Annotated in this window: 18 protein-coding genes; 10 read left to right on the top strand and 8 right to left on the bottom strand. The window is 75.5% G+C overall.

Going from position 1 to position 23653, the window contains the following annotated elements; genetic code table 11:
* The first annotated feature begins 425 nt into the window (after positions 1-425).
* Positions 426-1913 carry a PP2C family protein-serine/threonine phosphatase gene (locus NX801_RS13905; RefSeq protein ID WP_258787995.1) on the top strand — a complete coding sequence of 496 codons (1488 nt, stop codon included), beginning with the start codon at positions 426-428 and terminating at the stop codon, positions 1911-1913.
* 68 nt (positions 1914-1981) lie between these two features.
* On the opposite strand, the gene NX801_RS13910 is transcribed toward NX801_RS13905, so the two are convergent.
* The gene (locus tag NX801_RS13910) at positions 1982-3475 is read right to left on the bottom strand and encodes a DNA-binding protein NsdB (protein ID WP_258787996.1); all 1494 of its coding nucleotides are present in this window, start codon (positions 3473-3475) and stop codon (positions 1982-1984) included.
* 231 nt (positions 3476-3706) lie between these two features.
* On the opposite strand from NX801_RS13910, the gene NX801_RS13915 reads away from it, so the two are divergent.
* A complete protein-coding gene (locus tag NX801_RS13915) occupies positions 3707-4825 on the top strand; it encodes an aminoglycoside phosphotransferase family protein (RefSeq protein ID WP_258787997.1) in 1119 nt (372 codons plus the stop codon).
* A 56-nt stretch (positions 4826-4881) separates the two neighbouring features.
* Here the strand turns inward: NX801_RS13915 and NX801_RS13920 are convergent, their stop codons facing one another.
* Complete coding sequence (locus NX801_RS13920) at positions 4882-5259, bottom strand: hypothetical protein (RefSeq protein ID WP_258787998.1); 378 nt, start codon at positions 5257-5259, stop codon at positions 4882-4884.
* A gap of 503 nt (positions 5260-5762) precedes the next feature.
* Here NX801_RS13920 and NX801_RS13925 point away from each other — a divergent pair.
* From NX801_RS13925 to NX801_RS13935, 3 genes are all read left to right on the top strand, one after another.
* Entirely contained in the window at positions 5763-6038 is a 276-nt protein-coding gene (locus tag NX801_RS13925) for a GlsB/YeaQ/YmgE family stress response membrane protein (RefSeq protein WP_258787999.1), read from the top strand.
* A gap of 348 nt (positions 6039-6386) precedes the next feature.
* Positions 6387-8393, top strand: a complete 2007-nt coding sequence (locus tag NX801_RS13930) for an N-acetylmuramoyl-L-alanine amidase (protein ID WP_258788000.1) — start codon at positions 6387-6389, stop codon at positions 8391-8393.
* A 146-nt stretch (positions 8394-8539) separates the two neighbouring features.
* Positions 8540-10834 (top strand): terpene synthase family protein, encoded by a 2295-nt coding sequence (locus NX801_RS13935; RefSeq protein ID WP_258788001.1) that lies wholly within the window; start codon positions 8540-8542, stop codon positions 10832-10834.
* Positions 10835-10946: 112 nt separating this feature from the next.
* Here NX801_RS13935 and NX801_RS13940 read toward each other — a convergent pair whose 3' ends face one another.
* The 3 genes from NX801_RS13940 to NX801_RS13950 all read right to left on the bottom strand — a co-directional run bounded on the left by NX801_RS13940 (position 10947) and on the right by NX801_RS13950 (position 12833).
* Positions 10947-11363 (bottom strand): RNA-binding S4 domain-containing protein, encoded by a 417-nt coding sequence (locus NX801_RS13940; RefSeq protein WP_258788002.1) that lies wholly within the window; start codon positions 11361-11363, stop codon positions 10947-10949.
* Positions 11364-11637: 274 nt separating this feature from the next.
* Complete coding sequence (locus NX801_RS13945) at positions 11638-12138, bottom strand: hypothetical protein (protein ID WP_258788003.1); 501 nt, start codon at positions 12136-12138, stop codon at positions 11638-11640.
* Positions 12139-12233: 95 nt separating this feature from the next.
* Positions 12234-12833, bottom strand: coding sequence for a short chain dehydrogenase (locus NX801_RS13950; RefSeq protein ID WP_258788004.1), 600 nt, complete (start codon positions 12831-12833; stop codon positions 12234-12236).
* Between the two features lie 70 nt (positions 12834-12903).
* Here NX801_RS13950 and NX801_RS13955 point away from each other — a divergent pair, with 70 nt between their 5' ends.
* Positions 12904-13779 (top strand): LysR family transcriptional regulator, encoded by an 876-nt coding sequence (locus NX801_RS13955; RefSeq protein WP_258788005.1) that lies wholly within the window; start codon positions 12904-12906, stop codon positions 13777-13779.
* A 518-nt stretch (positions 13780-14297) separates the two neighbouring features.
* Here NX801_RS13955 and NX801_RS13960 read toward each other — a convergent pair.
* Positions 14298-15845, bottom strand: coding sequence for an alpha/beta fold hydrolase (locus NX801_RS13960; protein WP_258788006.1), 1548 nt, complete (start codon positions 15843-15845; stop codon positions 14298-14300).
* 320 nt (positions 15846-16165) lie between these two features.
* Here NX801_RS13960 and paaK point away from each other — a divergent pair, with 320 nt between their 5' ends.
* Positions 16166-17449: a phenylacetate--CoA ligase PaaK gene (gene paaK / locus NX801_RS13965; RefSeq protein WP_258788007.1), complete on the top strand. Its 1284-nt coding sequence runs from the start codon at positions 16166-16168 to the stop codon at positions 17447-17449.
* 394 nt (positions 17450-17843) lie between these two features.
* On the opposite strand, the gene NX801_RS13970 is transcribed toward paaK, so the two are convergent.
* Entirely contained in the window at positions 17844-18719 is an 876-nt protein-coding gene (locus NX801_RS13970; RefSeq protein ID WP_258788008.1) for a restriction endonuclease, read from the bottom strand.
* Positions 18720-19248: 529 nt separating this feature from the next.
* On the opposite strand from NX801_RS13970, the gene ppk2 reads away from it, so the two are divergent.
* The 3 genes from ppk2 to NX801_RS13985 all read left to right on the top strand — a co-directional run bounded on the left by ppk2 (position 19249) and on the right by NX801_RS13985 (position 22403).
* Positions 19249-20268 carry a polyphosphate kinase 2 gene (gene ppk2 / locus NX801_RS13975; protein ID WP_258788098.1) on the top strand — a complete coding sequence of 340 codons (1020 nt, stop codon included), beginning with the start codon at positions 19249-19251 and terminating at the stop codon, positions 20266-20268.
* Positions 20269-20628: 360 nt separating this feature from the next.
* Positions 20629-21063, top strand: coding sequence for an ATP-binding protein (locus tag NX801_RS13980; protein WP_258788009.1), 435 nt, complete (start codon positions 20629-20631; stop codon positions 21061-21063).
* Between the two features lie 248 nt (positions 21064-21311).
* Complete coding sequence (locus NX801_RS13985) at positions 21312-22403, top strand: glutamate--cysteine ligase 2 (protein ID WP_258788010.1); 1092 nt, start codon at positions 21312-21314, stop codon at positions 22401-22403.
* Between the two features lie 348 nt (positions 22404-22751).
* Here the strand turns inward: NX801_RS13985 and NX801_RS13990 are convergent, their stop codons facing one another.
* Entirely contained in the window at positions 22752-23444 is a 693-nt protein-coding gene (locus tag NX801_RS13990) for a VanZ family protein (RefSeq protein ID WP_428986141.1), read from the bottom strand.
* Between the last annotated feature and the right edge of the window lie 209 nt (positions 23445-23653).

The following is a 23653-nucleotide window of genomic DNA, read 5'->3' on the forward strand; positions in this document are numbered from 1 at the left end:
CACCGCACCCGTCCGATGCGGCGCGGTTCCGGTTCCGTACGCTCCCGGGCCGGCACCGGTCCCGCCCCGGCTCGGCACGGTCCCGGTTCCGGCGCTCTCGCGGGTCCGCCCGGGGCAGTGCGCCCCGAAGGTACGGGGGTACGGGGGTACGGGCCTGCCCCGAACGAGCGGGCCCGCCGCCGGTCAGGGCCGCCTTTGTCCCCGGCCGGCCCCCGAGGCGGGGCGCCGGGCCGTCGGCGGTGGCCTGGAACACCCGGGAATCACCTGGAAGAATGTCGGCGGCCCCGGGGGCCTCGGACATATGCCGGAAGCACCACCGGTCCGAGTGTGGCCAAACGGCTCACGGCCCCCCGGCCGCTGTGTCAGAGTCGAGGTCGGACCGGCGTTCCAGGCCGCCGGCCGCCGCGCCCGTATCGGAGTACGACATGCCGCCCCATCTCTCCGCGGACCGTCCCGCCCCGCAGCCACCCGAGCGCGGCACGGTGGAGGGTCTGATCTCGCAGACCCGCCGGCTCCGCGGCGATCTGGACGCCGTCCGGCGGGACGCGGCGGAGGCCGGGGACGACCCGCGGGGCCGCTGGCAGCGGGCGCTCTGCGAGCTGGCCGCCCATCAGCTCGACCAGCTGGGCACCCAGTTCGGACAGCTCAAGGACGGTCCGGAGGACGGCCGCGCGGAGCCGGCCGACGGACCGGCCGGGGGCGGCACGGGCCCCGGGGAGAGCGGCGTGGGGCCGGCGCCCGGCTCGCTGCTCAGCCGGGTGGGCAGCGCCGAGTGGAATCTGCTCACCGACGAGACGAGCTGGTCGGACGAGCTGTTCCGGATCTTCGGCCGGGCCCCGGAGGACGGGCCGATGTCGCTGGACGAGCTGCCCTCGGTGGTCTTCGCGGAGGATCAGGCGCCGCTGACCGCGATGGTGACGGAGTGCCTGATCGACGGCAAGCCGATCGACGGGGAGTTCCGGCTGGTCCGGCCCGACGGCCGGGTGCGCACCCTGCACATGATGGGCGAGCCGGTGCTCGACGCCGACGGTGGCACGGCCTCGATGTGGGCGGTGCTGCGGGACGTCAGCGAGCTGCGGCGGAGCGAGCGGGCGGTACGGGAGTCCCGGGAGTCGCTGCGCCGCCGGCAGCAGCGGGAACAGGCCGAGCACCGGGCGGCGGTGGAGCTCCAGGAGGCGGTGCTGCCGTGGCGCGGTTCGCTGGGGGCCCCGCGCGGCGGCCCGGGGGCGCTGGACCTCGCGGGGCACTTCCTGCCCTCCGGCTCCAGCGCCCTGGTCGGCGGGGACTGGTACGACGCGCTGCGGCTGCCCGGCGGGGACACTCTGCTGAGCGTCGGGGACCTGACCGGGCACGGGGTGCCCGCCACCTCCGCGATGGCGACGCTGCTGGGCGCGGTGCGCGGGATGGCGGTGGCCGGGGCGGCGCCCGGCGCGCTGATGGGCCACCTCAACCAGCTGCTGGAGGCGTCCGACCAGCCGGTCCTCGGCAGCGCGGTCTGCTGCCGGTACAGCCCGGCGGGCGCCACCCTGAGCTGGGCGCAGGCCGAGCACCCCGCCCCGCTGCTGTTCCGGGGCGGGGCGGGGCGCGCGCTGACCCGGCCGGACGGCGTACTGCTGGGGGCGACGCCGGGCGCGGTGTACGAGCAGGCCGAGGTCCGGCTGTTCCCCGGCGACCTGCTGCTGCTGCACACCGACGGACTCACCCGGGGCCCGGACACCCGGGACACGGCGGGCCGGAACCGGCTGCTCGCTCTGGCTCCCCGGCTGGCCCGGGCCCGGGACGCCCGGGAGTGCGTCCGGCTGGTGGCCGCGGAGTTCGGCGCCTCCGCCCGCGAGAACGACGCCTGTGTGCTGGCGGTGCGGATCGGCGGGACGGACCGGCCCCCGGCCGGTTCCGGCCCCGGCCGGCCCTGAGGGTCGCGGACACCGGGGACCGCGGGCACCGGGGACCGTGAGCACCGGGACGCCGCGGGCACCGGCGGTCAGATCGCGGCGCCGCGCTCCTTGCCGGCGGCGGCCCTCCGGGGCATCGCGTGCTCGATCTCGGCCCGGAGGTCCCCGATCCGGGCGTGACCGGCGTACTGACCGGTCAGCCGGTACATCTCGCGCAGCCGGTCCCAGGTGCGGTGCGAGGAGTTGGTGCCCATCGCCGCCAGCGCCAACCGGGCGTACCGGTCGGCCTGTTCGGGGTCCCGGGCGATGAAGCAGGCCGAGGCGAGCGAGAGATAGTCGAAGATCTGCGACCGCTCGTACCCGCCCCTGCGCAGGTCCAGCGCGCGCCTGGCGTGCCGCTGGGCGGTGGCCGCCGCCGCGGCGTCGTGGTCCGCCAGGGTCCGGTAGGCCAGCGCCTGCATGCCGTGCATGTCGGCCTCGTCGAAGCTCTGCATCCAGGTGGGCTGTTCGGCCGGCCCCTTGCCGGAGACGAACAGCTCCTCCGCCTCGCCGAGCGTGCGGCGCATCGCCTGCCCCTGCCCCATGGCCGCCTGCGCCCACGCCTCGATGGTGTGCAGCATCGCCCGGGTGCGCGGCAGCATCTCCTCGCCCGACCCCGCTCTGGCGAGTTTCATCAGGTCCAGCGCCTCGTCGGGCCGGCCCAGGTGGATCATCTGCCGGGCGGCGCGGGAGAGGGCCTCCCCGGCGCGCGGCAGATCACCACCCTCGCGCGCGGCGTGCGCGGCGATCACGAAGTACTTCTGGGCGGTGGGCTCCAGGCCGACGTCGTGGGACATCCAGCCGGCCAGGACGGCCAGGTTGGCGGCGACACCCCAGAGCCGGCGGCGCAGGTGGTCCGGGTGGCGGTAGGCGAGCATGCCGCCCACCTCGTTGAGCTGGCCGACCACCGCCTTGCGCTGGAGGCCGCCGCCGCGCGAGGCGTCCCAGGCGCGGAACACCTCGACGGAGCGCTCGAGTTCCTCGATCTCCTGGGTGCCGATCGGGGCCGCCTCGTAGCGGTCGAAGCCGACCGGGTCGGTGCTCGCCGCGTCGGCGGAGCGGGGGGCGGGGACGGCGGCGGAATCGGTGCGGAGCCAGTCCCGCAGGGCGGTGGAGATGGCGGAGCCGGCGGTGAGCGCGCCGCTCGCGCCCATGAGGCCGCGTCGATTGAGCATGAGGTCCATTCCCGTGAATTCGGTGAGGACCGCGGCCGTGCGGTCGGGCGCCCAGGACAGCCCGCCGGGGGTGTCTCCACCCCCGCCGTCCTGCCGTCTCCCGGCGCGCCCGGGTCGCGCGAACCCGAGGTCCTCGATGGTCACGACACGGCCGAGTCGCTCGGTGAACAGCGCCGCCAGCACCCGGGGCACGGGATCGCGCGGGGACTCCCCCATGTCGATCCAGCGCCGTACCCGCGAGGTGTCGGTCGCCAGCTGGGGATGGCCCGTCGCGGCCGCCTTGCGGTTGACCAGCCGCGCGAGCTCGCCCTTCGACCAGCCGGCCAGGCCGAACAGATCGGCGAGGCGGGTGTTGGGTCCTCTGTTCACATCAAGCCCCCAGGTTCTCGGCTGAGTTGACAGTAGCCCGGCCGTATGGGCCCGGCGACTATTCGCCAGGCTTCGCCAGGGTCCGCCAGATGGTGTGCCACCCGCGCGCGGGTGTCAGGTAGGAACGCGCCACCTCGTTCCGGTGGCGGCCGGTGTTCCCCAGGACACCGGCCGCCACCGGGCCGGGGCGGCGCAGGCAACTCGTCGGCACACGAAGGGATCTGCTCACCCATGTACACAGCGTCCTCCTCCGTGTCGCCCCGGCCGCCGCGTACTCTGCCGCCCGCCGCCGTGCCGTATCCGGACCCGGCCCGCGCGGGCCGGATGGCACGCCGGCCGGGCGGCCCGGTGTTCGCCCAACCGCTCAGCGGGAGGATCGATCTCTCCGGCCACCAGGGGGCACGGCTGCGGAAGGCCATCGCCTCGGTGCAGCGCATCTGCCCGGAGTTCAACGCCGTGCAGGTGCTGCGGCGCAGCGGCCGGTCCGTACTGCTGGTCGGCAGCACGGGGCGCGCCACGGCGGTGGCCAAGTGTTTACTGGACCACTCCCCCGGGTGGGCCGAGCGGTTCCGGCACGAGATCGCCACCTACCGGGCCTTCGTCCGGCACCGGCCGCCGGTGCGGGCGCCCCGGCTGATCGCCGCCGACCCGGACAGCTGCGCGCTGGTGATCGAGCGGATGCCGGGCCGGCCCGCCGGGCTCTCCCGGCATCCGGCCGAGGCCCTGCCGCGCGCCGATGTGCGGGCCGCGCTCGGCGCGGTGGTCCGGCTCAACTCCTGGCGCCCGCCGGCCGGGACTTTCGCCGCCCCGCTGGACTACGGCGCCCGGATCGCGCGCTACCACGAACTGGGGCTGCTCACCGACCGGGACCAGGACGACCTCCAGAAGCTGCTGCACGGGCTGGCGCAGGAGGCCGGCCGGCAGAGCATGGGGCAGTTCTGCCACGGGGACGCCCTGCTCTCCAATGTGCTGCTCTCGCCGGCCGGTCCGGTGCTGGTCGACTGGGAGCACGCGGGCTGGTACCTGCCGGGCTACGACCTGGCGACCCTCTGGTCGGTGCTCGGCGCGGCCCCGGACGCCCGGCAGTGGATCGGCCGGCTGGCCCAGGCGGCCGGGCCGGCGGCGCGGGACGCGTTCCTGGTGAACCTGATGCTGGTGCTGACGCGGGAGATCCGGACGTACGAGACGGCCGTGCAGCGGACCATGCGGGAGACGGTCTCGGCCGGCTGCCTCCCGGGCCGGCCGGGCGCGATGGTCACCGGCGAGGAGCACCGGCTGCTGCTGCGCCGGCTGCACGACGACTGCGCGCTGGCCCGGCGGGCCGTCCGGGCGGCGGTCGGCACCCGCTGACCTTCCCCCCGCTGCCGCCGGTCCTGTCTCCCTGACGCCGGGAGCGGGACCGGCGGTCACCCGGGTTCGATGATCAGGGGCGGTCCGCAGGCGGGCCGGGGAAGCTCGGGCGAGGTGATGCTCACCCGGTAGGCGCCGGCAGGCAGCGGGGGCACCGCCACCAGGATGCCGAGGGAGCGCGGGTCGACCTGTTCGGCGAGGAGCGCGGCCGGCGACCAGCCGTCACCGGTCCTGCGCTCCAGCAGCAGGTCGCAGGGGTGCCAGAGCGACCCCGGGCACTGCCAGCCGATCCGGTGGTGCCCGGCGCGGGTCCAGTGGGCCCCGGCGGCCGGCGCGTACAGCCGCAGGGTCTCCGGTTCCGGACGCCGCCCGCCGCCGAGCAGGGTCACCGCGCGGTGGACGTGTGCCCGGACCCGGGCCGTGTTCCACGCCATGCTTCCCTCGCCTTTCCGTGTGTGTTTCCCGGGTGTGTCTGCCGGGTGTGTCTCCCGTGACGCGTGTCCGCCGTGGCCGGCGTCTTCCTCCCGGGGCCTCCCCGGTACGGACCCCCGCCGGCTGCCGCCCGTCCGGGCGAAGGCGACGCACGCGGTGGAGCGGACCGGGGCACCGCGCGGCGTGCGGTGCCCCACATCTTGTTGTGGCCACCGCCCGGCGGGGGCATGCGTGCCGACCGGTCCCTTCGCCGGAGGTCCTTCGCCCCGTCCGGTACGGGACTTCGGCCCGGTCCGGGGCGGGACCTTCGCCCCGGTGTCCCGCCGCCCCGCCCGGCGCCGCGCGAAGGGCCCGGTGGGGAGCCTCCGGTCGCGTACCGGGGCACCGGACCGCGCCCGTGACCGAACGGAAGCGGAATCACGTGTTTACGTGCCGGGCGGAGGGCAAAGCGGTGGAATGCCGCTGCTCCCCGCAGCGCCGTGAGAGCCATCGTGGAGGTCGGAACATGGGAATCATCGCCTGGATCATCATCGGACTGCTCGCCGGTGCCATCGCCAAGGCTCTGATGCCGGGCAAGGACCCGGGCGGCATCCTGGTGACCATGCTCATCGGCATCGTCGGCGGTCTGCTCGGCGGCTGGCTCGGCAAGGTCATCTTCGGGGTCGACTCGATCGACGGCTTCTTCGACCTGTCCACCTGGATCGCGGCCATCGTCGGCTCGGTCATCATCCTGGCCCTCTACCGGCTCATCACCGGCCGGAGTCACCGGGCGCACGCCTGACCCGGACGGCGGCATCCCGTGCCGCGCACCGGGGAAAGGGTGCCACCGGGCCCTCGTGGGGCCGTCCGCCCTCCCCCGCCCGAGTGATCCACGGAGACGGCCGGTTCCGCCCCTCGGCGGAGCCGGCCGTCTCCGTCGTGCCGGCGCCCCCGTCCGGGCCGCCGGGCCCGGGCCACGCTCCCCGGGGATGCCCGGGGGCCCCGGGCCGGCCGCCCGCCGGGTGAATTCCCCGGCGGGCAGGCCTCATTGACGGGCGGTCCGGCAAGCGATACCCCTGTACGGTCGGTGGCCGGCGGCCGTTCGCGGGTCGCCGCCGCCCGCCGGTCCGTCCGCCCCAGGGAGGCCGCCTTGCCCGGATCCGTTCGTGATCGTCTGCTGCGCGGGGCGGGCGGCGCCCTGGCGTCCGCGACGCTGCTGCTGCCCGCCGTGCTCACCGCCCCGGCCGCCGCGCGCCCGGCCGCCGACCCGGCCCCTCCCGGTCCCGCGACGGCGTTGCAGCGGGACTTCGCGGCGGCCGCCGACCGGTACGGGGTGCCCCGGGGCGTGCTGCTGGCGGTGGCGTACCTCCAGTCCCGCTGGGACACCCACGGCGGCGCTCCCAGTGTCACCGGCGGCTACGGGCCGATGCATCTGACGGACGCCCGGACCGCGCTGGCCGGTGCCACCGCCCCGCAGGCCCCGCACGACGCGGTCGGCACCGAGGACGCGCGCGGCGACGACGCGCGTCCCCCGAAGCCGGACCCCGCCGCCCGGCGGACCGCCCGGACGCCGGTGCTCCCCCGGAAGCTGCCCGCCCGGCTGCGGACGCTGGAGCGGGCGGCGGAGCTGTCCGGACTGCCGGCCGAGCGGCTGCGCACCAGTCCGGCCGACAACCTCCGGGGCGGTGCCGCGCTGCTGGCCGCCGCGCAACGGGAGCTGGGGCACCCGGCGAGCCCCGATCCGGCCGACTGGTACGGCGCGGTGGCGCGGTTCTCCGGCGCCGGTGACCCGGCCACCGCCCGGGCGTACGCGAACGACGTGTACGAGGTGCTGCGCGCCGGGGAGCGCCGGGTCAACGACGCGGGTCAGCTCGTGGTGCTGGCCGCCGAGCCGGGGGTGCGCCCCGCCACCGGCGCGTCCGCCGGACCCGAGCCGGATCCGCCGGGCGGCCGGCTGCCCGACTGTCCGCCGACCGTGGGCTGCGCGTGGCTCCCGGCGCCGTACGAGGAGTTCGGGGACGGCGACTACGGCAACCACGACAAGGCGGACCGGCCGGCCGCTCCGCCGGTCGAGTACATCGTGATCCATGACACCGAGGCGACCTGGGAGACCACCCTCAAGCTGGTGCAGGACCCCACCTATGTCTCCTGGCACTACTCGCTCCGCTCCTCGGACGGGCACATCGCCCAGCATGTGCCGGTGAAGGACGTGGCCTGGCACGCGGGCAACTGGTATGTCAACGCCACCTCGATCGGGCTGGAGCACGAGGCCTTCCTGATCGCCCCGGACGCCTGGTACACCGAGGCGATGTACCGGGCGTCGGCCCGTCTCGTCCGCCATCTGGCGCACCGGTACCGGGTGCCGCTGGACCGGCAGCACATCCTGGGCCACGACAATGTGCCGGGCCCGACACCGGCGGCCGTGCCCGGGATGCACACCGACCCGGGGCCGTACTGGGACTGGGCGCACTACTTCGCCCTGCTGGGACGGCCGTTCACCGCGACCGCCGGGCCGCGCGCCGCGCAGGTGACGATCCGCCCCGACTACGACCTCAACCGCCCGCTGTACACCGGCTGCGCCGCGCCCGGCGACGTCTGCCCGCCGCACGGCAGCGGGGCGGTACGGCTGCGCACCGCGCCGGACCCGGACGCGCCGCTGGTCCGGGACGCCGGGCTGCGGCCGGACGGCGGGGCCTCGACCACCGGGGTCAACGACACCGGCGCCCGGGCCTCGACCGGCCAGCGGTACGCGGTGGCGGAGCGGCGCGGCGACTGGACGGCGATCTGGTACCTGGGACAGCGGGCATGGTTCCACAACCCCCGGTCGGCGCCGGTCGCGGTCGGTGCGCGGGGGTGGCTGGTGACCCCGGCGGAGGGCCGGGCGGAGATCCCGGTGTACGGGCGGGCCTATCCGGAGGCGGCGGCCTACCCGCCGGAGGTGCCGGCGCAGCCGCTCACCCCGCTGCCGTACACCCTGCCCGCCGGCCAGCGGTACGCGACGAGCGGCCGGACGCCGGGCGTGTACTACTACGCACCTTCGTTCGACACCGCCGGGCACCGGGTGGTGCGGGGTCAGGAGACGTACTTCCGGATTCAGTTCGGCCACCGGATCGCCTTTGTCCGCGCCTCCGACGTGCGGGTTCTGTACGGCGGCTGAGGCGGGGCGGGCTCGTGCGCGGAAGGCGACCACCGGCCGAGAATTAGTAGTACCAGTACGACTATTACGGCGGTCGCGTGAAGGGCCGGGACCCGGGGTAGGGCGCCGGAGTCCCGCCGCTCACCTACCGGAGAGGTCCCGCCCGTATGGCTCAGCCCTTCGTCCTGCCCGAGTTCTACGTGCCGTACCCGGCCCGGCTCAACCCGCATCTCGACACGGCGCGGGCGCACACCAAGGAGTGGGCGCGGCGGATGGGGATGCTGGAGGGGTCCGGGGTCTGGGAGGAGAAGGACCTCGACTCCCACGACTACGCGCTGCTCTGCGCCTACACCCACCCGGACTGCGACGCGGAGGCGCTGTCCCTGGTCACCGACTGGTACGTCTGGGTCTTCTTCTTCGACGACCACTTCCTGGAAGTCTTCAAGCGCACCCAGGACCTGGCGGGCGGCCGGGCGTATCTGGACCGGCTGCCCGCCTTCATGCCGCTCGACCCGGACAGCGGGACGCCGGAGCCGGTCCACCCGGTGGAGGCGGGGCTCGCGGATCTGTGGGCGCGTACGGTGCCGGCCATGTCGGCCGGGTGGCGGACCCGGTTCGCCGAGGCGACCGAGCATCTGCTCAATGAGTCGATGTGGGAGCTGGCCAACATCAACGAGGGCCGGATCGCCAACCCGCTGGAGTACATCGAGATGCGCCGCAAGGTGGGCGGGGCGCCCTGGTCGGCGGGGCTGGTCGAGTACGCGGCCGGCGCCGAACTGCCGGAGGCGGTGGCCGGCGCCCGCCCGCTGCGCGTGCTGCGGGACACCTTCGCGGACGCGGTGCACCTGCGGAACGATCTCTTCTCCTACCAGCGCGAGGTGGAGGAGGAGGGCGAGAACAGCAATGGCGTGCTGGTCCTGGAGACCTTCCTTGGCTGCACCACCCAGGAGGCCGCCGAGGCCGTCAACGACCTGCTGACCTCCCGGCTCCAGCAGTTCGAGAACACCGCGCTGACCGAGGTGCCCGCGCTCTGTCTGGAGCGCGGGCTGAGCCCGGCGGAGACCGCCGCCGTGGCCGCGTACGCCAAGGGCCTCCAGGACTGGCAGTCCGGCGGCCACGAGTGGCATCTGCGCTCCAGCCGGTACATGAACGAGGGCGCGCTGTCCGGCGGTTCGGGAGCGGCGGGGATTCCCGGGCTGCCGGGGCTCGCCGGGACCTCCGGGCCCGACGGGGCGCCCGGGTCCGGCGGGGCGCCCGGGGGCCCGTTCGCCGGTCTTCCGCTCGGGGCGCTGGGCACCTCCGCGCTCGACATCCGGAACCTGTTCGGCCGCCCGGCCGCCGCCCGGCTGCGCACCCTCACCCATCTCCCGCACCAGCCGGTCGGTCCCTCGCTGCTCCCCGACTTCGACCTGCCCTACCCGGTGTCGGTCAGCCCGCACCACCGGCGGGCCCTGGACGCCTCGGTGGCCTGGGCCGGGCGGATGGGCCTGCTGGACGACATCTGGGACGAACCCATGCTGCGGGGCTTCGACTTCGCGCTCTGCGCGGCGGGGCTCGACCCGGACGCCACGCCCGAGGAGCTGGAGCTCTCATCGGAGTGGCTGACCTGGGGGACGTACGGCGACGACTACTACCCGCTGGTCTTCGGCCGGCCTCGGGACCTGGCCGGGGCCCGGCTCCGCACCGAGCGGCTGAAGCACTGCCTGCCGGTGGCGGATCCGGAGGCGGCCCGGGCGGGTGCGGTGAGCCCGATGGAGCGCGCGCTCGCCGACCTCTGGGCGCGCACCGCGGGCCCGATGTCCGAGCGGGGCCGGCGGGCGCTGCGCTCGGCGGTGGAGAAGATGCTGGACAGCTGGCTCTGGGAGCTGCACAACCAGGCCCAGCACCGGGTGCCCGACCCGGTCGACTACATCGAGATGCGGCGGTCCACCTTCGGCTCGGATCTCACCATGAGCCTGGCCCGGCTGCGCCACGCCGACGCCCTGCCGGCCGAGTTGCTCGCCTCCGGCACCCTGAAGGCCCTGGAGGACTCGGCCGCCGACTACGCCACGATGATCAACGACCTGTTCTCGTACCAGAAAGAGATCGAGGTGGAGGGCGAGGTGCACAACCTGGTCCTGGTCACCCAGACGTTCTTCGGCTGCGACTACCCGGCGGCGGTCTCGGTGGTGGACGATCTGATGCGCGGCCGGCTGCGCCAGTTCGAGCATCTCAAGCGGCGGGAACTGCCCTCGCTGGCCGAACGGTTCGGCCTGGACGAGCGGGGCAGGGCCGCTCTGGACGCCTATGTCGGGGAGTTGCAGGACTGGCTGGCCGGGATCCTCAACTGGCACCGGGGGGCGCGGCGTTACCGGGCCGAGGACGTGTACGCGGGCGCCGGTACGGCGCTGTGGCGCGGCCACCGGGGCCCCACCGGGCTCGGCACGGCGGCGGCCCGGGCACCGCGGCTGTTCGCCGGCTGACGGGCGACGAGTGAGGGCTCGCCGCCGGCGGCCCGGCGGAGGGGGCGCCCCTCCGCCGGGCCGCCGGCGGGCACCCGGGCCGGGCGTACGGGTCAGGGGCCGGGCGTACGGGTCAGGGGCGGAGGCCGCGAAGCTGGTCCAGATCGCGGCGCTCCCGCTTGGTGGGCCGCCCGGCGCCCCGGTCCCGGACACCGGCCAGGGCCGTGTGCTCCCGGGGCGGCGGGGGCGGGCTGTGATCGGTGTACGCCTCGGCGGCGACCGGGGCGCCGACCCGCTTGGCCAGCACCCGCTTGACCTCCACCACCCGCTCCCGGCCGGCGTGGAAGAGCCGCACCTGATCGCCCGGCTTCACTGGCTGGGCGGGCTTGACCCGCTCGCCGTTGACCCGGACGTGTCCGGCGCGGCAGGCGGTCGCGGCCTGGGAGCGCGTCTTGGTGAGCCGTACGGCCCAGATCCAGCTGTCGACCCGCGCGCTGCCCGCGCCGCCGGCGCTCACCCGGTCGCTGTCATTGGTCGGACTCGATGCCATGGTGCCGACTCTAAGGTCTTTCGTTTGGATCAGGCTGGATGAGTGAGCGGCGTCTGGTGCCATGGGGCATCCCCAGGCCCTCAGAGCCGAGGGGAGGCATCGCAAGGCGGAGGGAGTCCCTGCGGAGCAGCGGCGACCGACGACAACGCCGCGTGGGGGTACCCCCGGACGAAGTCTGGGGGAGTGCGGTGCCCAGGCGGTGTGAGCCCAGCAAGATCCGAACGACAGGCCCTGGTCGCGGGGCCCGGGCCGGCGCCCATGGTTTCCCGGCCGGTCAGCCCTGCTGGAAGAGCTCGGCGGGCAGCGGCTTGAGGAGCGCGTACAGATCGCTGGTGATGGGCCGGTCCCAGCTGGCGATGGTGACCAGCACCCCGTCGCTGCGGTCGAACTGGACGCAGGAGATCCGGCTCTCGGAGAGGGTGAGCCGGCGGACGATGAGCAGATTGTCGCCCTGCATCACGGGCATGTCCTCGGTGCCCGTCACCTCGACCGGCTCGTCGTTCTCCAGCGCCACCAGCAGCTGGGCGACCTCGAACGGGATCTGGCCGTCGCCCAGTTCCCGGGCCGGGGAGCCCTCCGGCAGATTGCCGATCACCATCGCGGGGCCCCGGCCGCCGAACAGGTCGTACCGGAGGAAGACGCCCTGGCAGCTGCCGTCGGGGGCGGGAAGCAGACCGGCGCCCAGGTTGCCGGGCCAGTCGCCCGGGTCCATGGCCAGGACGTCGAAGTCCGGGCCCGCGGGTGTGGCGGGGCTGCGGCGGCGGAGGAAGGACATGCCGCCATGGTACGTGCCCGGACACCCCGCCAGGCCCCCGGGTTCACCCTCCGGAGGTGCCCCTCGGGCCGGGTGGCCCGGGGGGCCGGGACGGTTCAGTCGAGGGTGTAGACCTGGCCGGTCTGGCCACCTTCGACGGAGCGGATGTACGCCTGGGCCACCTCGGCCGGCGGGACCGGCCGGAAGCCCGGGAAGTAGTCGCCGTAGTCCCCGAGCGACTCGGTGAAGACGGTGGGGCTGACGGCGTTGATCCGCTGGGGAGCGATCTCGATGGCGGCGGCCCGGACGAACGCCTCCACGGCGCCGTTGGCCATCGAGGCGGCGGCCCCGGTGGGAATCGGGCTGCGCGCCAGGACACCGCTGATCAGGGTGAAGGAGCCGCGCGGCGAGATCCGGCCGGTGCCCTGGCGGACCAGTTCCAGCTGGCTGAGCACCTTGCCCCGGAAGGCCGCCGTCCACTCCGGTCCGGTCAGCTCCGGGAGCGGCTTGAACGGGGTGTCGCCGGCCGCGCCGACCACGGCGTCCAGCTCGCCCGCCGCCGCGTACATGGCGGCGATCTGCTCCGGTTCTGTGAGGTCGTGGCGGAGGTCGCCGGAGGTACGGCCGACGGTGACGACCTGGTGTCCCCGGGCGGTGAGTGCGGTGCGGACGGCGGTACCGAGGGTGCCGCCGGCACCGATGAGAAGAATGCGCATGGAATGGACCGTAGGGGGGTGGCACGGGGCCGGGGAAATGCCTTCCGGGCGGCGGTTATGCTCAGCGGTCATGAATGTGGAGCTGCGCCATCTGCGGGCCCTCGCGGCCATCGGGGACGAGGGCACCATCACCGCCGCGGCGGCGGTGCTGCGCCTCACCCAGCCGGCGCTGTCACGGACCCTGGACCAGCTGGAGAGCCGGCTGGGAACCCGGCTGGTGGAGCGCACGACCCGGAGCCTGCGGCTGACCCCGGCGGGGCGGCGGCTGTGGGAGCACGCCCACCGGATCCTGGCCCAGTTGGACGAGGCGCTCGCGGAGGCGGCGGCCGGGCCGCGCCCGCTGCGGGTCGGCTTCGCCTGGGCGGCGCTGGGCCGGCACACCGTGCCGCTGCTGCGCGGCTGGCGGGAGGAGCACCCCGACGTGCCGGTGGAGGTGCGGCGGCCGGCCGATCCGGAGGCGGCGCTCCGGTGCGGCGAGGTGGATGTGGCGTTCGTCCGGGTGCGGCCGGAGGGCGAGGCGTTCGGGGTGCGGCCGCTGTACCGGGAGCGCCGGTTCGCCGCGCTGTACGAGGGCGATCCGCTTGCCGCCCGGCGGACGGTGACGCTCGCCGAACTGTCCGGCCGTACGGTGGCGGTCTGCGCCACGGCGGCGACCACCGGGAGCGGGCTGTGGCCGGAGGGCCGGGGCCCGGCCGGGACCCTGGAGGTGGCGAACGTGGACGAGTGGCTGACCGCCATCGCCACCGGCGACGCGGTCGGGGTCACCGCCGAGGCGACCCGCCACAGCCATCCGTACCCGGGGGTGCGCTATCTGCCGATCGGGGACGCCGGTGAGGTCACCGTGCACCTGGTCTGGCTCCGGGCGGGCGCCCATCCGGCGACCGGCGCCTTTCTGGACCACGCCCGCCGGGTGACCGGCGCCCAGACCGGGCTGCGCGCCGCCTGAGGAGCCGCTCCGGCCGAGCGGGGGGGCGGCACGGCCGGGGGCCGGCTCCGGGTCCGGGCGGGGGCTCCGGTCCGGGCGGCGGGCGGTACGGCCCGGGCGTACGCCCCCCGGGTGACGGTCCGGCGGTACGGCCGGGGGCCGGCTCCGGTACGGACGGGAGCGCCGGAGGCGGGCACGGTCCGGGCGTACGACCCGAGTGGGCGGTACACCCCCGAGTGGGCGGTACGGTCAGGTGGCCCGGGGTCGGTCCGGGGGCCGGTACGGAATCCGGGGCCCGGTACCGGTCGGCGGGGCGGTACGGACCTGGCGGGGCGATACGGCCAGGTGGCCCCCGGTCGGTCCGGTGGCCGGCAGGCACCGGCCCGGCCGCACGAACCGGCGGGGCGACACGGTCCGGGCGGCGGGGCGGACGGGCCGGGCGATACGGAACGGCCGGCGGCACGGACCGGCCCGACAGCACGGACCGGCCGGCGGCACGGACCGGCGGGGCGGCCCGGCACGGCCCGGCCGGGGAGGCTTCAGCGGGTGCCGATGCCGAAGTCGCGCAGGGCGGCGAGGAACTCGGCCGGGCACTCGGTGTGGACGTGGTGTCCGGCGTCGATCGTCACGAGCCGGGCGTCCGGTATCCGCTCGGCCAGCCAGGCGAGCCGGTCCTGTCCGACCGGGCTCGACGGACCGCCGCCGACCACCAGCGTGGCCGCGGTCACCTCGGGGAACCGGGCGGTCCACGCCGGGTCCGGCTGGTTGGTCTGGGCGTCGGTGTCCAGCACCACGTCCCAGTCGCAGCCCGGGTCGTCCTCCGGGCGGGGCGCCACCGGACGGAGCGCGGCCGGGGGCAGCAGTGGCGGGGCGTCCTCCAGAACCAGCCGGCCGATCAGACCGGGGCACTCCTGGGCCAGCAGTCCGGCGGTGATCCCGCCCAGGGAGTGGCCCACGACATCCGCTCCGGCCAGGCCCAGCGCCTCGATGAAGCCGCGCAGGTCGTCGCGGAACCGCTCGAAGGTGTAGCCGCCGGGCCAGTCGCTCAGGCCGTGGCCGCGCAGGTCCACGGCGTACACCCGGTGGGTGGCGGCGAGTTCCCGGGCGATCCCGGTCCAGGAGCGGGAGGACTCGCCGCGCGCGTGGACCAGGACCACGGGCGGGGCGCCCTCCTCGCCCCAGGTCCGGTAGGCGAGCCGCGCCCCGGCCGGCGGGCCGAGGGTGACCGTGCGGACCTCCGGGTCCAGGAAGGCGGTGACGATCCGGGTGAAGGCGGCCGGGTCGTCCACCCAGGGGAAGTGGGCCGCGCCGGGCTGCACCACCACCTCGGCGTCCGGCAGGAGGGCGGCCAGTTCGGCGGCCCGGGCGGGGGTGGGCAGGGCGTCGTACTCCCCCACCAGTACCAGTACCGGCACGTCGAGCGAGGCGAGTCCGGCCCGGACGGCCGCCGGGTCCCCGGAGCCGGCGGGGAAGTAGGCGGCGTCCGCCCCCGGTTCGGCCGGGCCCCGGCTCTCGGCGTGCGCCCGGGCGGCGTTGTCCCAGCGGCCGTACATCAGCGGCTGGAGCGCGGCCCGTACCGCCTCCGGGTCCGGGGCGGGCCGGCCGGGCGCCGGGTTCTCGTCGAAGAGGGCCCGGGCGGCCTCGTACCAGGGCTCGGGCGGGCGCAACGCCAGGGCGTCGCGCCAGTCCTGGCCGGTGACCGGGATGCCCGCGCACCAGGTGCCGCCGGTGACCAGGGTGAGCGACGCGACCCGGTCGGGGTGCGCCAGGGCGTACAGCAGCGCGAGGGAGCCGGCGGCGGAGTGGGCGAGCAGGTCGAAGCGGTCGAGCCCGAGATGGACCCGGAGCGCCTCCACCTCGGCCACCTGCCGGTCGCAGCAATATCCGTCCGGGCCGGCCGGGTGGGCGGAGTCGCCGGCGCCCGGCGGGTCCGGGAGGATCAGCCGGCGGTGCGCGGAGAGTCCGCCCAGATCGCCCAGGTAGGCGGCGGGGCGGAGCGGGCCGCCCGGCAGACAGACGAGCGGGGCGCCCTCCCCGCTCACCCGGTAGGCGCGTGCGGTTCCGTCGGGGGCGGTGTAGGTCGGCATGGGAGTGATCATCACAGTGGTCCGCCCGCCGGTGCAACGGGCCCCGGGCGGCCCGATGGACCCGGCGGGGCCGGGGCGGCCGGGCGGGGAGCGCGGAGGCGGCCGGGCGGGGAGCGCGGAGGCGGGCGCCCGGGAAAATTTCCCGCTCCCGCCCCTTGTCAGCGCCGCGCCGGCTTGGATTACTGATCACCGGGGCCCCACCGAATGATCGGTCGCCCCTTGAGTCCGAGAAGTCGGCACTGACCGGAAAGACGGCACTGATGGCGTTCCGGCCCGTTCGGGGCGCCCCGGTGCCGGGTCCGATGACGGGAGCATCGCCCATGGACGACCTGCTCGACGCCGGGGAGCGGCTCGGCCGCCCGGAGCTGGCGGCGCTTCAGCTGGAGCGGCTGCGCGCCACCCTGCGGCACGCCTACGCGAACGTCCCCTTCTACCGGAGGGCGTTCGACGCGGCGGGGCTCCGGCCCGAGGACTGCCGGTCGCTCGCCGACCTGGCGCGGTTCCCGTTCACCACCAAGGCGGATCTGCGGGATCACTATCCGTTCGGCATGTTCGCCGTGGACCGCTCCCGGATCCGGCGGATCCACGCCTCCAGCGGGACGACCGGGCGGCCGACCGTCGTCGGCTACACCGACCGGGACCTGGACGTCTGGGCGGAGGTGGTGGCCCGGTCGATCCGGGCGGCCGGCGGGCGGCCCGGCGACACCGTCCATGTGGCGTACGGCTATGGGCTGTTCACCGGCGGACTGGGGGCGCACTACGGCGCCGAGCGATTGGGCTGCACGGTAGTGCCGGCGTCCGGCGGGATGACCGCCCGGCAGGTGCGGCTGATCCAGGACTTCCGTCCGGAGATCATCATGGTGACGCCCTCCTACATGCTGACGCTGCTGGACGAGTTCGAGCGGCAGGGCGTCGATCCCCGGTCCACCGCGCTGCGAGTGGGCATCTTCGGCGCCGAGCCGTGGACGGACGGGATGCGACGGGAGATCGAGGAGCGGTTCGGCATCGACGCGGTCGACATCTACGGGCTGTCGGAGGTGATGGGCCCCGGCGTGGCCCAGGAGTGCGTGGAGACCAAGGACGGCCCGCACATCTGGGAGGACCACTTCTACCCGGAGGTGGTGGATCCGATCACCGGCGAGGTGCTGCCGGACGGAGAGCCGGGTGAACTGGTCTTCACCACGCTGACCAAGGAAGGGATGCCGGTGATCCGCTACCGGACCCGCGATCTGACCCGGCTGCTGCCGGGCACCGCGCGGGCCTTCCGGCGGATGGAGAAGGTGACCGGGCGCAGCGACGACCTGGTGATCCTGCGCGGGGTGAACCTCTTCCCCACCCAGATCGAGGAGATAGTGCTGCGTACGCCCGGACTCGCCCCGCACTTCCAGCTCCGGCTCACCCGCGAGGGCCGGATGGACGCGCTGACCGTCCGCGCCGAGTCCCGGCCGGACACCCCGCCGGAGCGCCGGGCGGCGGCGGCCCGGGAGGTGGCGGCGGCGGTGAAGGACGGCATCGGGGTCTCGGTGGCGGTCGAGGTGGTGGACCCGGAGACCCTGGAGCGGTCGGTCGGCAAGATCCGGCGGATCGTCGATCTGCGCGAGTGAACACCGGGCCGTGGGCAGGGGGCTCGGGGCCGTGGCCGTGGCATCGAACCGCCGGCCCGCGGGCGGGGCTCCGGGCCCTGGGGCCGGCCATCGGCCCGCGGAGGTGGCTCCGGGCCGCGAGAGCGGGCACCGGCCCGGGGCGGGTACGTCGTCCAGCCGGCCGCCGAGGGCAGATCGAGAGCGGGCCCGGGGGCGGGGCTTCGATTCGCGGGCGCGAGTGCCGGGCCGCTCAGGTGCGCCGGCCCGCCAGGCCGTGACCGGGCGCCACTGCCCCGCCGACCGGCGCCGGCGCCGCCCGTCCGTGTGACCGGATGCCGGCTCGGGCCCGTACCGCTCAGGGGCCGGTGCCGGCCGCGCCCGTACCGCCCAGGGGCCGTATCGCCCGGGGACCGGGTCAGCAGGGTCCGCCGCCCTCGGGCGCGGGAAGTTCCCAGGGGGCCGGTCCGCTGCCGTCGCTCCAGGCGTCCAGCGCGGCCCCGTCCAGGCAGAGGATGCCGCACTGCTCGGCGTATCCCAGGGCGGGCTCGGTGAACTCGCTCGTGGTGACCAGGGCGGCGACCCCGGCCTCGTGGATGGCGAAGCAGGTGCCGCCGAAGCGCTGGAGGTCCTGGGAGCCGACCTTGTGCGTGGGGCCGTAGCACTTGCACTGGATCACCAGTCGCCGGCCGTCGGGCGCCGTGGCCACCACGTCGGCCCCCAGGTCCGCCGCCCCGCCGACCACCTCGACGTCCCAGCAGCCGTCCCGCTCGCAGAGCGCCGCGACGGCCTGTTCGAAGGCGTCCGGGTCGAGCGCGGCGTAGTCCACCCGCTCCACCACCGCCGTGGCCGCCGTCACAGCCGTCACCGCCTCGGTACCGGCACCCGGGACGAGTGTCGCTTCCTCCGCCGGCGGGGCGGGCGCGAACAGGACCGGATCGGCCGCCCCGGGCCCGGGCGGGGGCGCGGCCGCCGGCACCGGCCCGGTGGCGGCCGCCGGGCGCCGGGTGCGGCGCCGGCGGCCCGCGTACAGGACCCCCGCCAGGACCGCGACGACCCCGGTGGTCGCCAGGACGGCGGCGGGCAGCCCGGTCGCGGTCTGGGCGGCGGCCCCGGCGGTGGCCGCCACCGCGCAGACCACGACCACCACCAGACCGACCGCCAGGACGAGATCCCGCAGGCCCCGGCCGGGACGGCGGTCCCGGGCGCGTCCGGGGACCGGGCGGCGGAGACGGCGGGTGCCCCGGGGGGCGGGGACACGGCCGGGTTCCGGGGCACTCTCGGGTATCGCCATCTGCGGTGGTTCCCCCTTCGTCACGACTTCTCGCGAAGTTGAAGATCATCTGCCCCTGCCGTATGCCCCCGGCGACCTCCGGCATCCGGAGCACGTCCGGAGCACGTCCGGGGGCGTGGCGGGCGCCCGGACGGGCACTCGAGTCGTACGCGCGGGCGATTCGCACAGGCCGTCCCCGCGCGGGCAGGCCGTCCCCGGAGGCGGGGCGGCGGAGGTGCGCATGGGACGGGGTGGCGACGGGATGCACACACAGGGCACCCCTCATTCGGACAGCGGCGACGCCGACACGGGCGCCGGCCCGGACACGGACACGGGCGCCAGTACGGACACGGGCACGGGCACGGACACGAGCGCCGGCACGGACACGGGCACGGGCACGGACACGAGCGCCAACACGGGCACGGACACGGGCGCCGGCACGGACACGGGCACGGGCACGGACACGAGCGCCGGCACGGACGCGGGCACGGACACGAGCGCCAACACGGGCACGGACACGGGCGCCGGCAGCGATCCCGAGCCGGCGCGGCTGGAGCGGCCGGACACTCCGGAGGACGAGGTCACGGACGAGCTGCTGAGCGGGCTGACCGTGGACGAGAGCCGGCCCGAGCAGCCGGTCCTGCTGGACCGCGACGGTCGGCCGATAAGGACCTGGCGGGAGAACTACCCGTACGACTCCAAGATCGGCCGCCGGGCGTACGAGCGGCGCAAGCGGATGCTTCAGATAGAGATGCTGAAGCTCCAGCGGTGGGTCAAGGAGACCGGCCAGCGGCTCGTGGTGATCTGCGAGGGACGGGACGCGGCAGGCAAGGGCGGCACCATCCAGCGGTTCACCGAGCGGCTCAATCCGCGCGGCGCCCGGGTGGTGGCGCTGGAGAAGCCCACCGAGCGGGAGTCCGGTCAGTGGTACTTCCAGCGGTATGTCGCGCATCTGCCGTCGGCGGGCGAGATCGTCTTCTTCGACCGGTCCTGGTACAACCGCGCCGGGGTGGAACGGGTGATGGGCTTCTGCTCCCAGGAGCAGTACGACCTCTTCCTGCGCCAGTGCCCGCTCTTCGAACGGATGCTGGTGGAGGACGGGATCCTGCTGGTGAAATTCTGGTTCTCGGTCTCCCGCACGGAGCAGCGCACCAGGTTCGCCATCCGGCAGGTGGACCCGGTGCGGCAGTGGAAGCTGTCACCGACGGACCTGGCGTCCCTGGACCGCTGGGACGACTACACCACCGCCAAGGTCGACATGTTCCGCGCCACCGACACCCCCCGGGCACCCTGGACCGTGGTCAAGAGCAACGACAAGCGGCGGGGCCGCCTGGAGGCGATGCGCAGCCTGCTCTCCCGGTTCCCCTACACCAGCAAGGACCCGGAGGCGGTGGGCAAACCGGACCCGCTGATCGTGGGAGCCGCCGACACCCTGCTGGAGCCCGGTGAGGAGAACAGCGACCTCTCCCCCACTCCGCTCGCCGCGGGGGCGGGACAGGGGCACGGGCTGCACCCGGAAGGAACCTCCTTCGCTCCCGGGGCCGGTGACCCGGAGGACGCCGATGGATAGCCCGCGGCGGACCGGGAACCCGCGCCGCCGGACATGGCGGGCCGGCGAGACGAACGGCGTGGTGGGCGTGGTGGGCACGACGGCGCCGGGAGGGCGGCGGGAGGGAACGACGAGAGGGACGAGGTGGTCCGGGAGCCGAACCGGAAGACCCGCCGGAGCCGGCCGGTTCGCGGACCGGCGGACGGTGAAGGCGGCAGAGACGAACAGAGACACTGGACGAGACGGCCGGAGGGGACGGACCGGAGAGCGCGGAGCGGACCGCGCCCGGCCGGCACCTCACCGGCGGACCGACCCGGCGTTCCGCCGCCCGGACCGAACCCGGTTCCGGCCGGCCGGCGCTCCGGGTGACGGGAGGAACTGATGGCTACCGAGCCGCTCCGGAACGGCGATGTGGGTCCCGGAGCCCTCGACAACCTCGCGCTCCGCTTCGACGGCGACCTCGGGGACGTGACCCGTGCCCGGCTCGCGGCGCTGGACCTTCTCGGCGCTCTCGCGCGGGCCGACCCGCCGCGGGCGGCGGAGCACCTGGACGACGTGGTGCTGGTGGTGGCGGAACTGGCCGCCAACGCGGTGCAGTACGCGCCCGGCCCCTTCGTCCTGCGGCTGCGCCGCACCTACGACGGTGTGCATGTCTCCCTGCGCGACAGCAGCCCCCGGCCACCCGCTCCCCGGCCCTTCAATCCGGCGAGCGGTACCGGCGGGATCGGCTGGCATCTGATCCACGCGCTCGCCGATCAGGTCAGCGTGGTCCCGGACGGCGAGGGCAAGGACGTCCATGTGTTCCTCCCCTGGTGACCCCGGTGCCCCTGGGACCCGGCGGCCCCGGGGTGGCCCGGGCGGCCCTCATGTCCCCGGCGTCTCCGGCGAGGGCGGGCCGGGCGGGAGCCGGCGGGCGGCGACCCGGCATCAAACGCGCGGTTGGGGGCACCGGACGGACGACCGGGGCCCGGTGGAAGGCGCCGGGTTCCGTGGCCCGTGATCCGTACGGGCTCTGAGGGCGGCGTCCGTGCCATGGCCGGGCCGTCGCGAGAGAGGCAGTGGTTGTGCGCAGCGTCGGCGTCGAGGAAGAGCTGCTCCTGGTGGACCGGGAGACGGGTGAGCCGCGGGCGTTGTCGACCGCGGTGCTGGCGGCGGCGTCCGACGCCCCGGGCGGTCATGACGACGTCTTCGAGGCGGAACTCCAGAAGCAGCAGGTGGAGTTCGCCACCCGGCCGCAGACCTCCATGGGTGATCTGGCGGACGAGATCCGGCGCTGGCGGGCCGAGGCGGCCCGGCACGCCGAGGGCTTGGGCGCCGGGGTGGCGGCGCTGGCCACCTCGCCGCTTCCGGCGAGTCCGACCATCGGCAGCGGCGAGCGCCACCAGTGGCTGAAGGAGCACTTCGGTCTGACCGCGAGCGAGCAGCTGACGAGTGGCTGCCATGTCCATGTGTCGGTGGAGTCCGACGAGGAGGGCGTGGCGGTACTGGACCGTATCCGGCCCTGGCTGGCCGTCCTGCTGGCGATGAGCGCCAATTCGCCCTTCTGGCAGGGCGAGGACAGCGGCTACGGCAGCTACCGCAGCCGGGTGTGGGGGCGCTGGCCCTCGGCCGGTCCGGTGGAGGTCTTCGGGTCGGCCGACCGCTACCACGAGCAGGTGAACGACATGGTGGCGAGCGGGGTGCTGCTCGACAAGGGCATGATCTACTTCGACGCCCGGCTCTCGGTCGCGTACCCCACCGTGGAGGTGCGGGTGGCGGACGTCTGCCTGGACGCCGGGAGCACAGCGCTGATGGCCACACTGGTGCGCGGCCTCGTCGAGACGGCCTCCCGGCAGTGGAAGGACGGCGAGCCCCCGGCCCGGCACAGTGTGGCGCTGCTGCGGCTGGCGGCGTGGCGGGCGGGCCGCTCGGGCCTGGCGGAGGAGCTGATCCACCCGGGGACGATGCGGCCCGCCCCGGCCGAGACGGTGATCCGGGCGCTCTTCGATCACGTGCGGGACGCGCTGGAGGACAACGGCGACGTGGCCTTCGCCCAGGAGCGGCTGGCCGCACTGCTGCGGGACGGCAACGGCGCCGCGGTCCAGCGGAAGCTGCTCGCGCAGACGGGCGACCTGCGGGCCGTGGTGGCCGACTGCGTCCGCCGCACGGCCGCCTGACCGGGGGCCGGCGACGCGACAGGGCCGGCCGCTCCGCCGACCGGGTTCGGTGGAGCGGCCGGCCCTCGGCGTGCGGTGCGCCGATCGCGACCCGGGCCCCTCCCGTCCCGGGGGTACGGCTCGCCCGGGACGGGCCGTGGCCGGTACACCGTCCGGGACCCAGCGGGCTCGGGCGCCCGGCGCCTCGCGGCCCGGGGGCGGGCGGGCGGCCGGAGGCGGGCGCGACCGGTCTGCGGCACGTACCCGGGCCAGGCGGGCTCCGGCACCCGAACGGCCCGGGCACCCCGCTGGTTCCGCGGAGTGCCCGGGCCGCCTCGACCGCTCCGGCCGGGTGAAGGGCCCGGTGACTCAGGGCCGGGAGGCGGCACCCGGGTCGGCGGGGGCCGGGGCGGGGCGCCGGCGGAGCCGGTGCCACCAGTGGCGGCGGCGCGGATGCACGGAGCGGCCCAGCCGGCGGCCGAGGACCAGGTAGCCGAGGAGCGCGCCGGCGCTGTTGAGGATCACGTCGTCGATGTCGAAGGCCCGGCCGGTCACGATCGCGCCCTGCACCAGCTCGACCAGAACCATCACCACGGCGGTGGCCAGCACCACCCGGATGAGCCCCCGGGCACGCGGCACCAGCACCGGCAGCAGCACCCCGAAGGGCACGCCGAGCAGGATATTGCCGCCGAGCTGCTTGACGGTGTCGCGGAAGGTGCCCTGGTTGATGTAGTCGGCGATCGAGTCGCCCGGCCGCACATTGGTGTGGGTGAGCGGCACGGAGGCGGCGGAGGGCTCCAGGGTCAGCCTGGCCAGCACCACGGCGAAGCCGACCATGCCGGCGAAGGCGAGCGCCATGGCGGTCATCCGGAGCGCCGGGGACAGCGGTGGTTCACCCGGTCCCGGCGGAACCGCTTCCGCCACCGGGCCGCCCGGCTCCCCCACCGGCCGTTCCGGTGCCGCCCGTTCCGGAACCAGCCCCTTTTGTACCGGTGGCCCGGCCGTCGCCCGGTCGGCCACCGCCGTGTCGGCCGCGCCGCCGCGCCGCCCCCATCGTCGCATCACAACTCCCGCTCGCCCGAGTGCCCTTGGCATGCACCTGCGACTACCCGCCCGCAAGGGCCGCATGCGGGCGGGCTCATGGGACCAGGGGTGCGGAACCGGCCACTCCGGAGTGGGATACCGGCCGCCTCACCGGACATGTCGGTACCCCCCGTTGACAGCCGCCCGGGCGGCTGGGTGCATGAGCCGATCTGCCGTAACCGCCGTAC

The organism is Streptomyces pyxinae (genome assembly GCF_024756275.1).
Taxonomy (GTDB): Bacteria; Actinomycetota; Actinomycetes; order Streptomycetales; family Streptomycetaceae; genus Streptomyces; species Streptomyces pyxinae.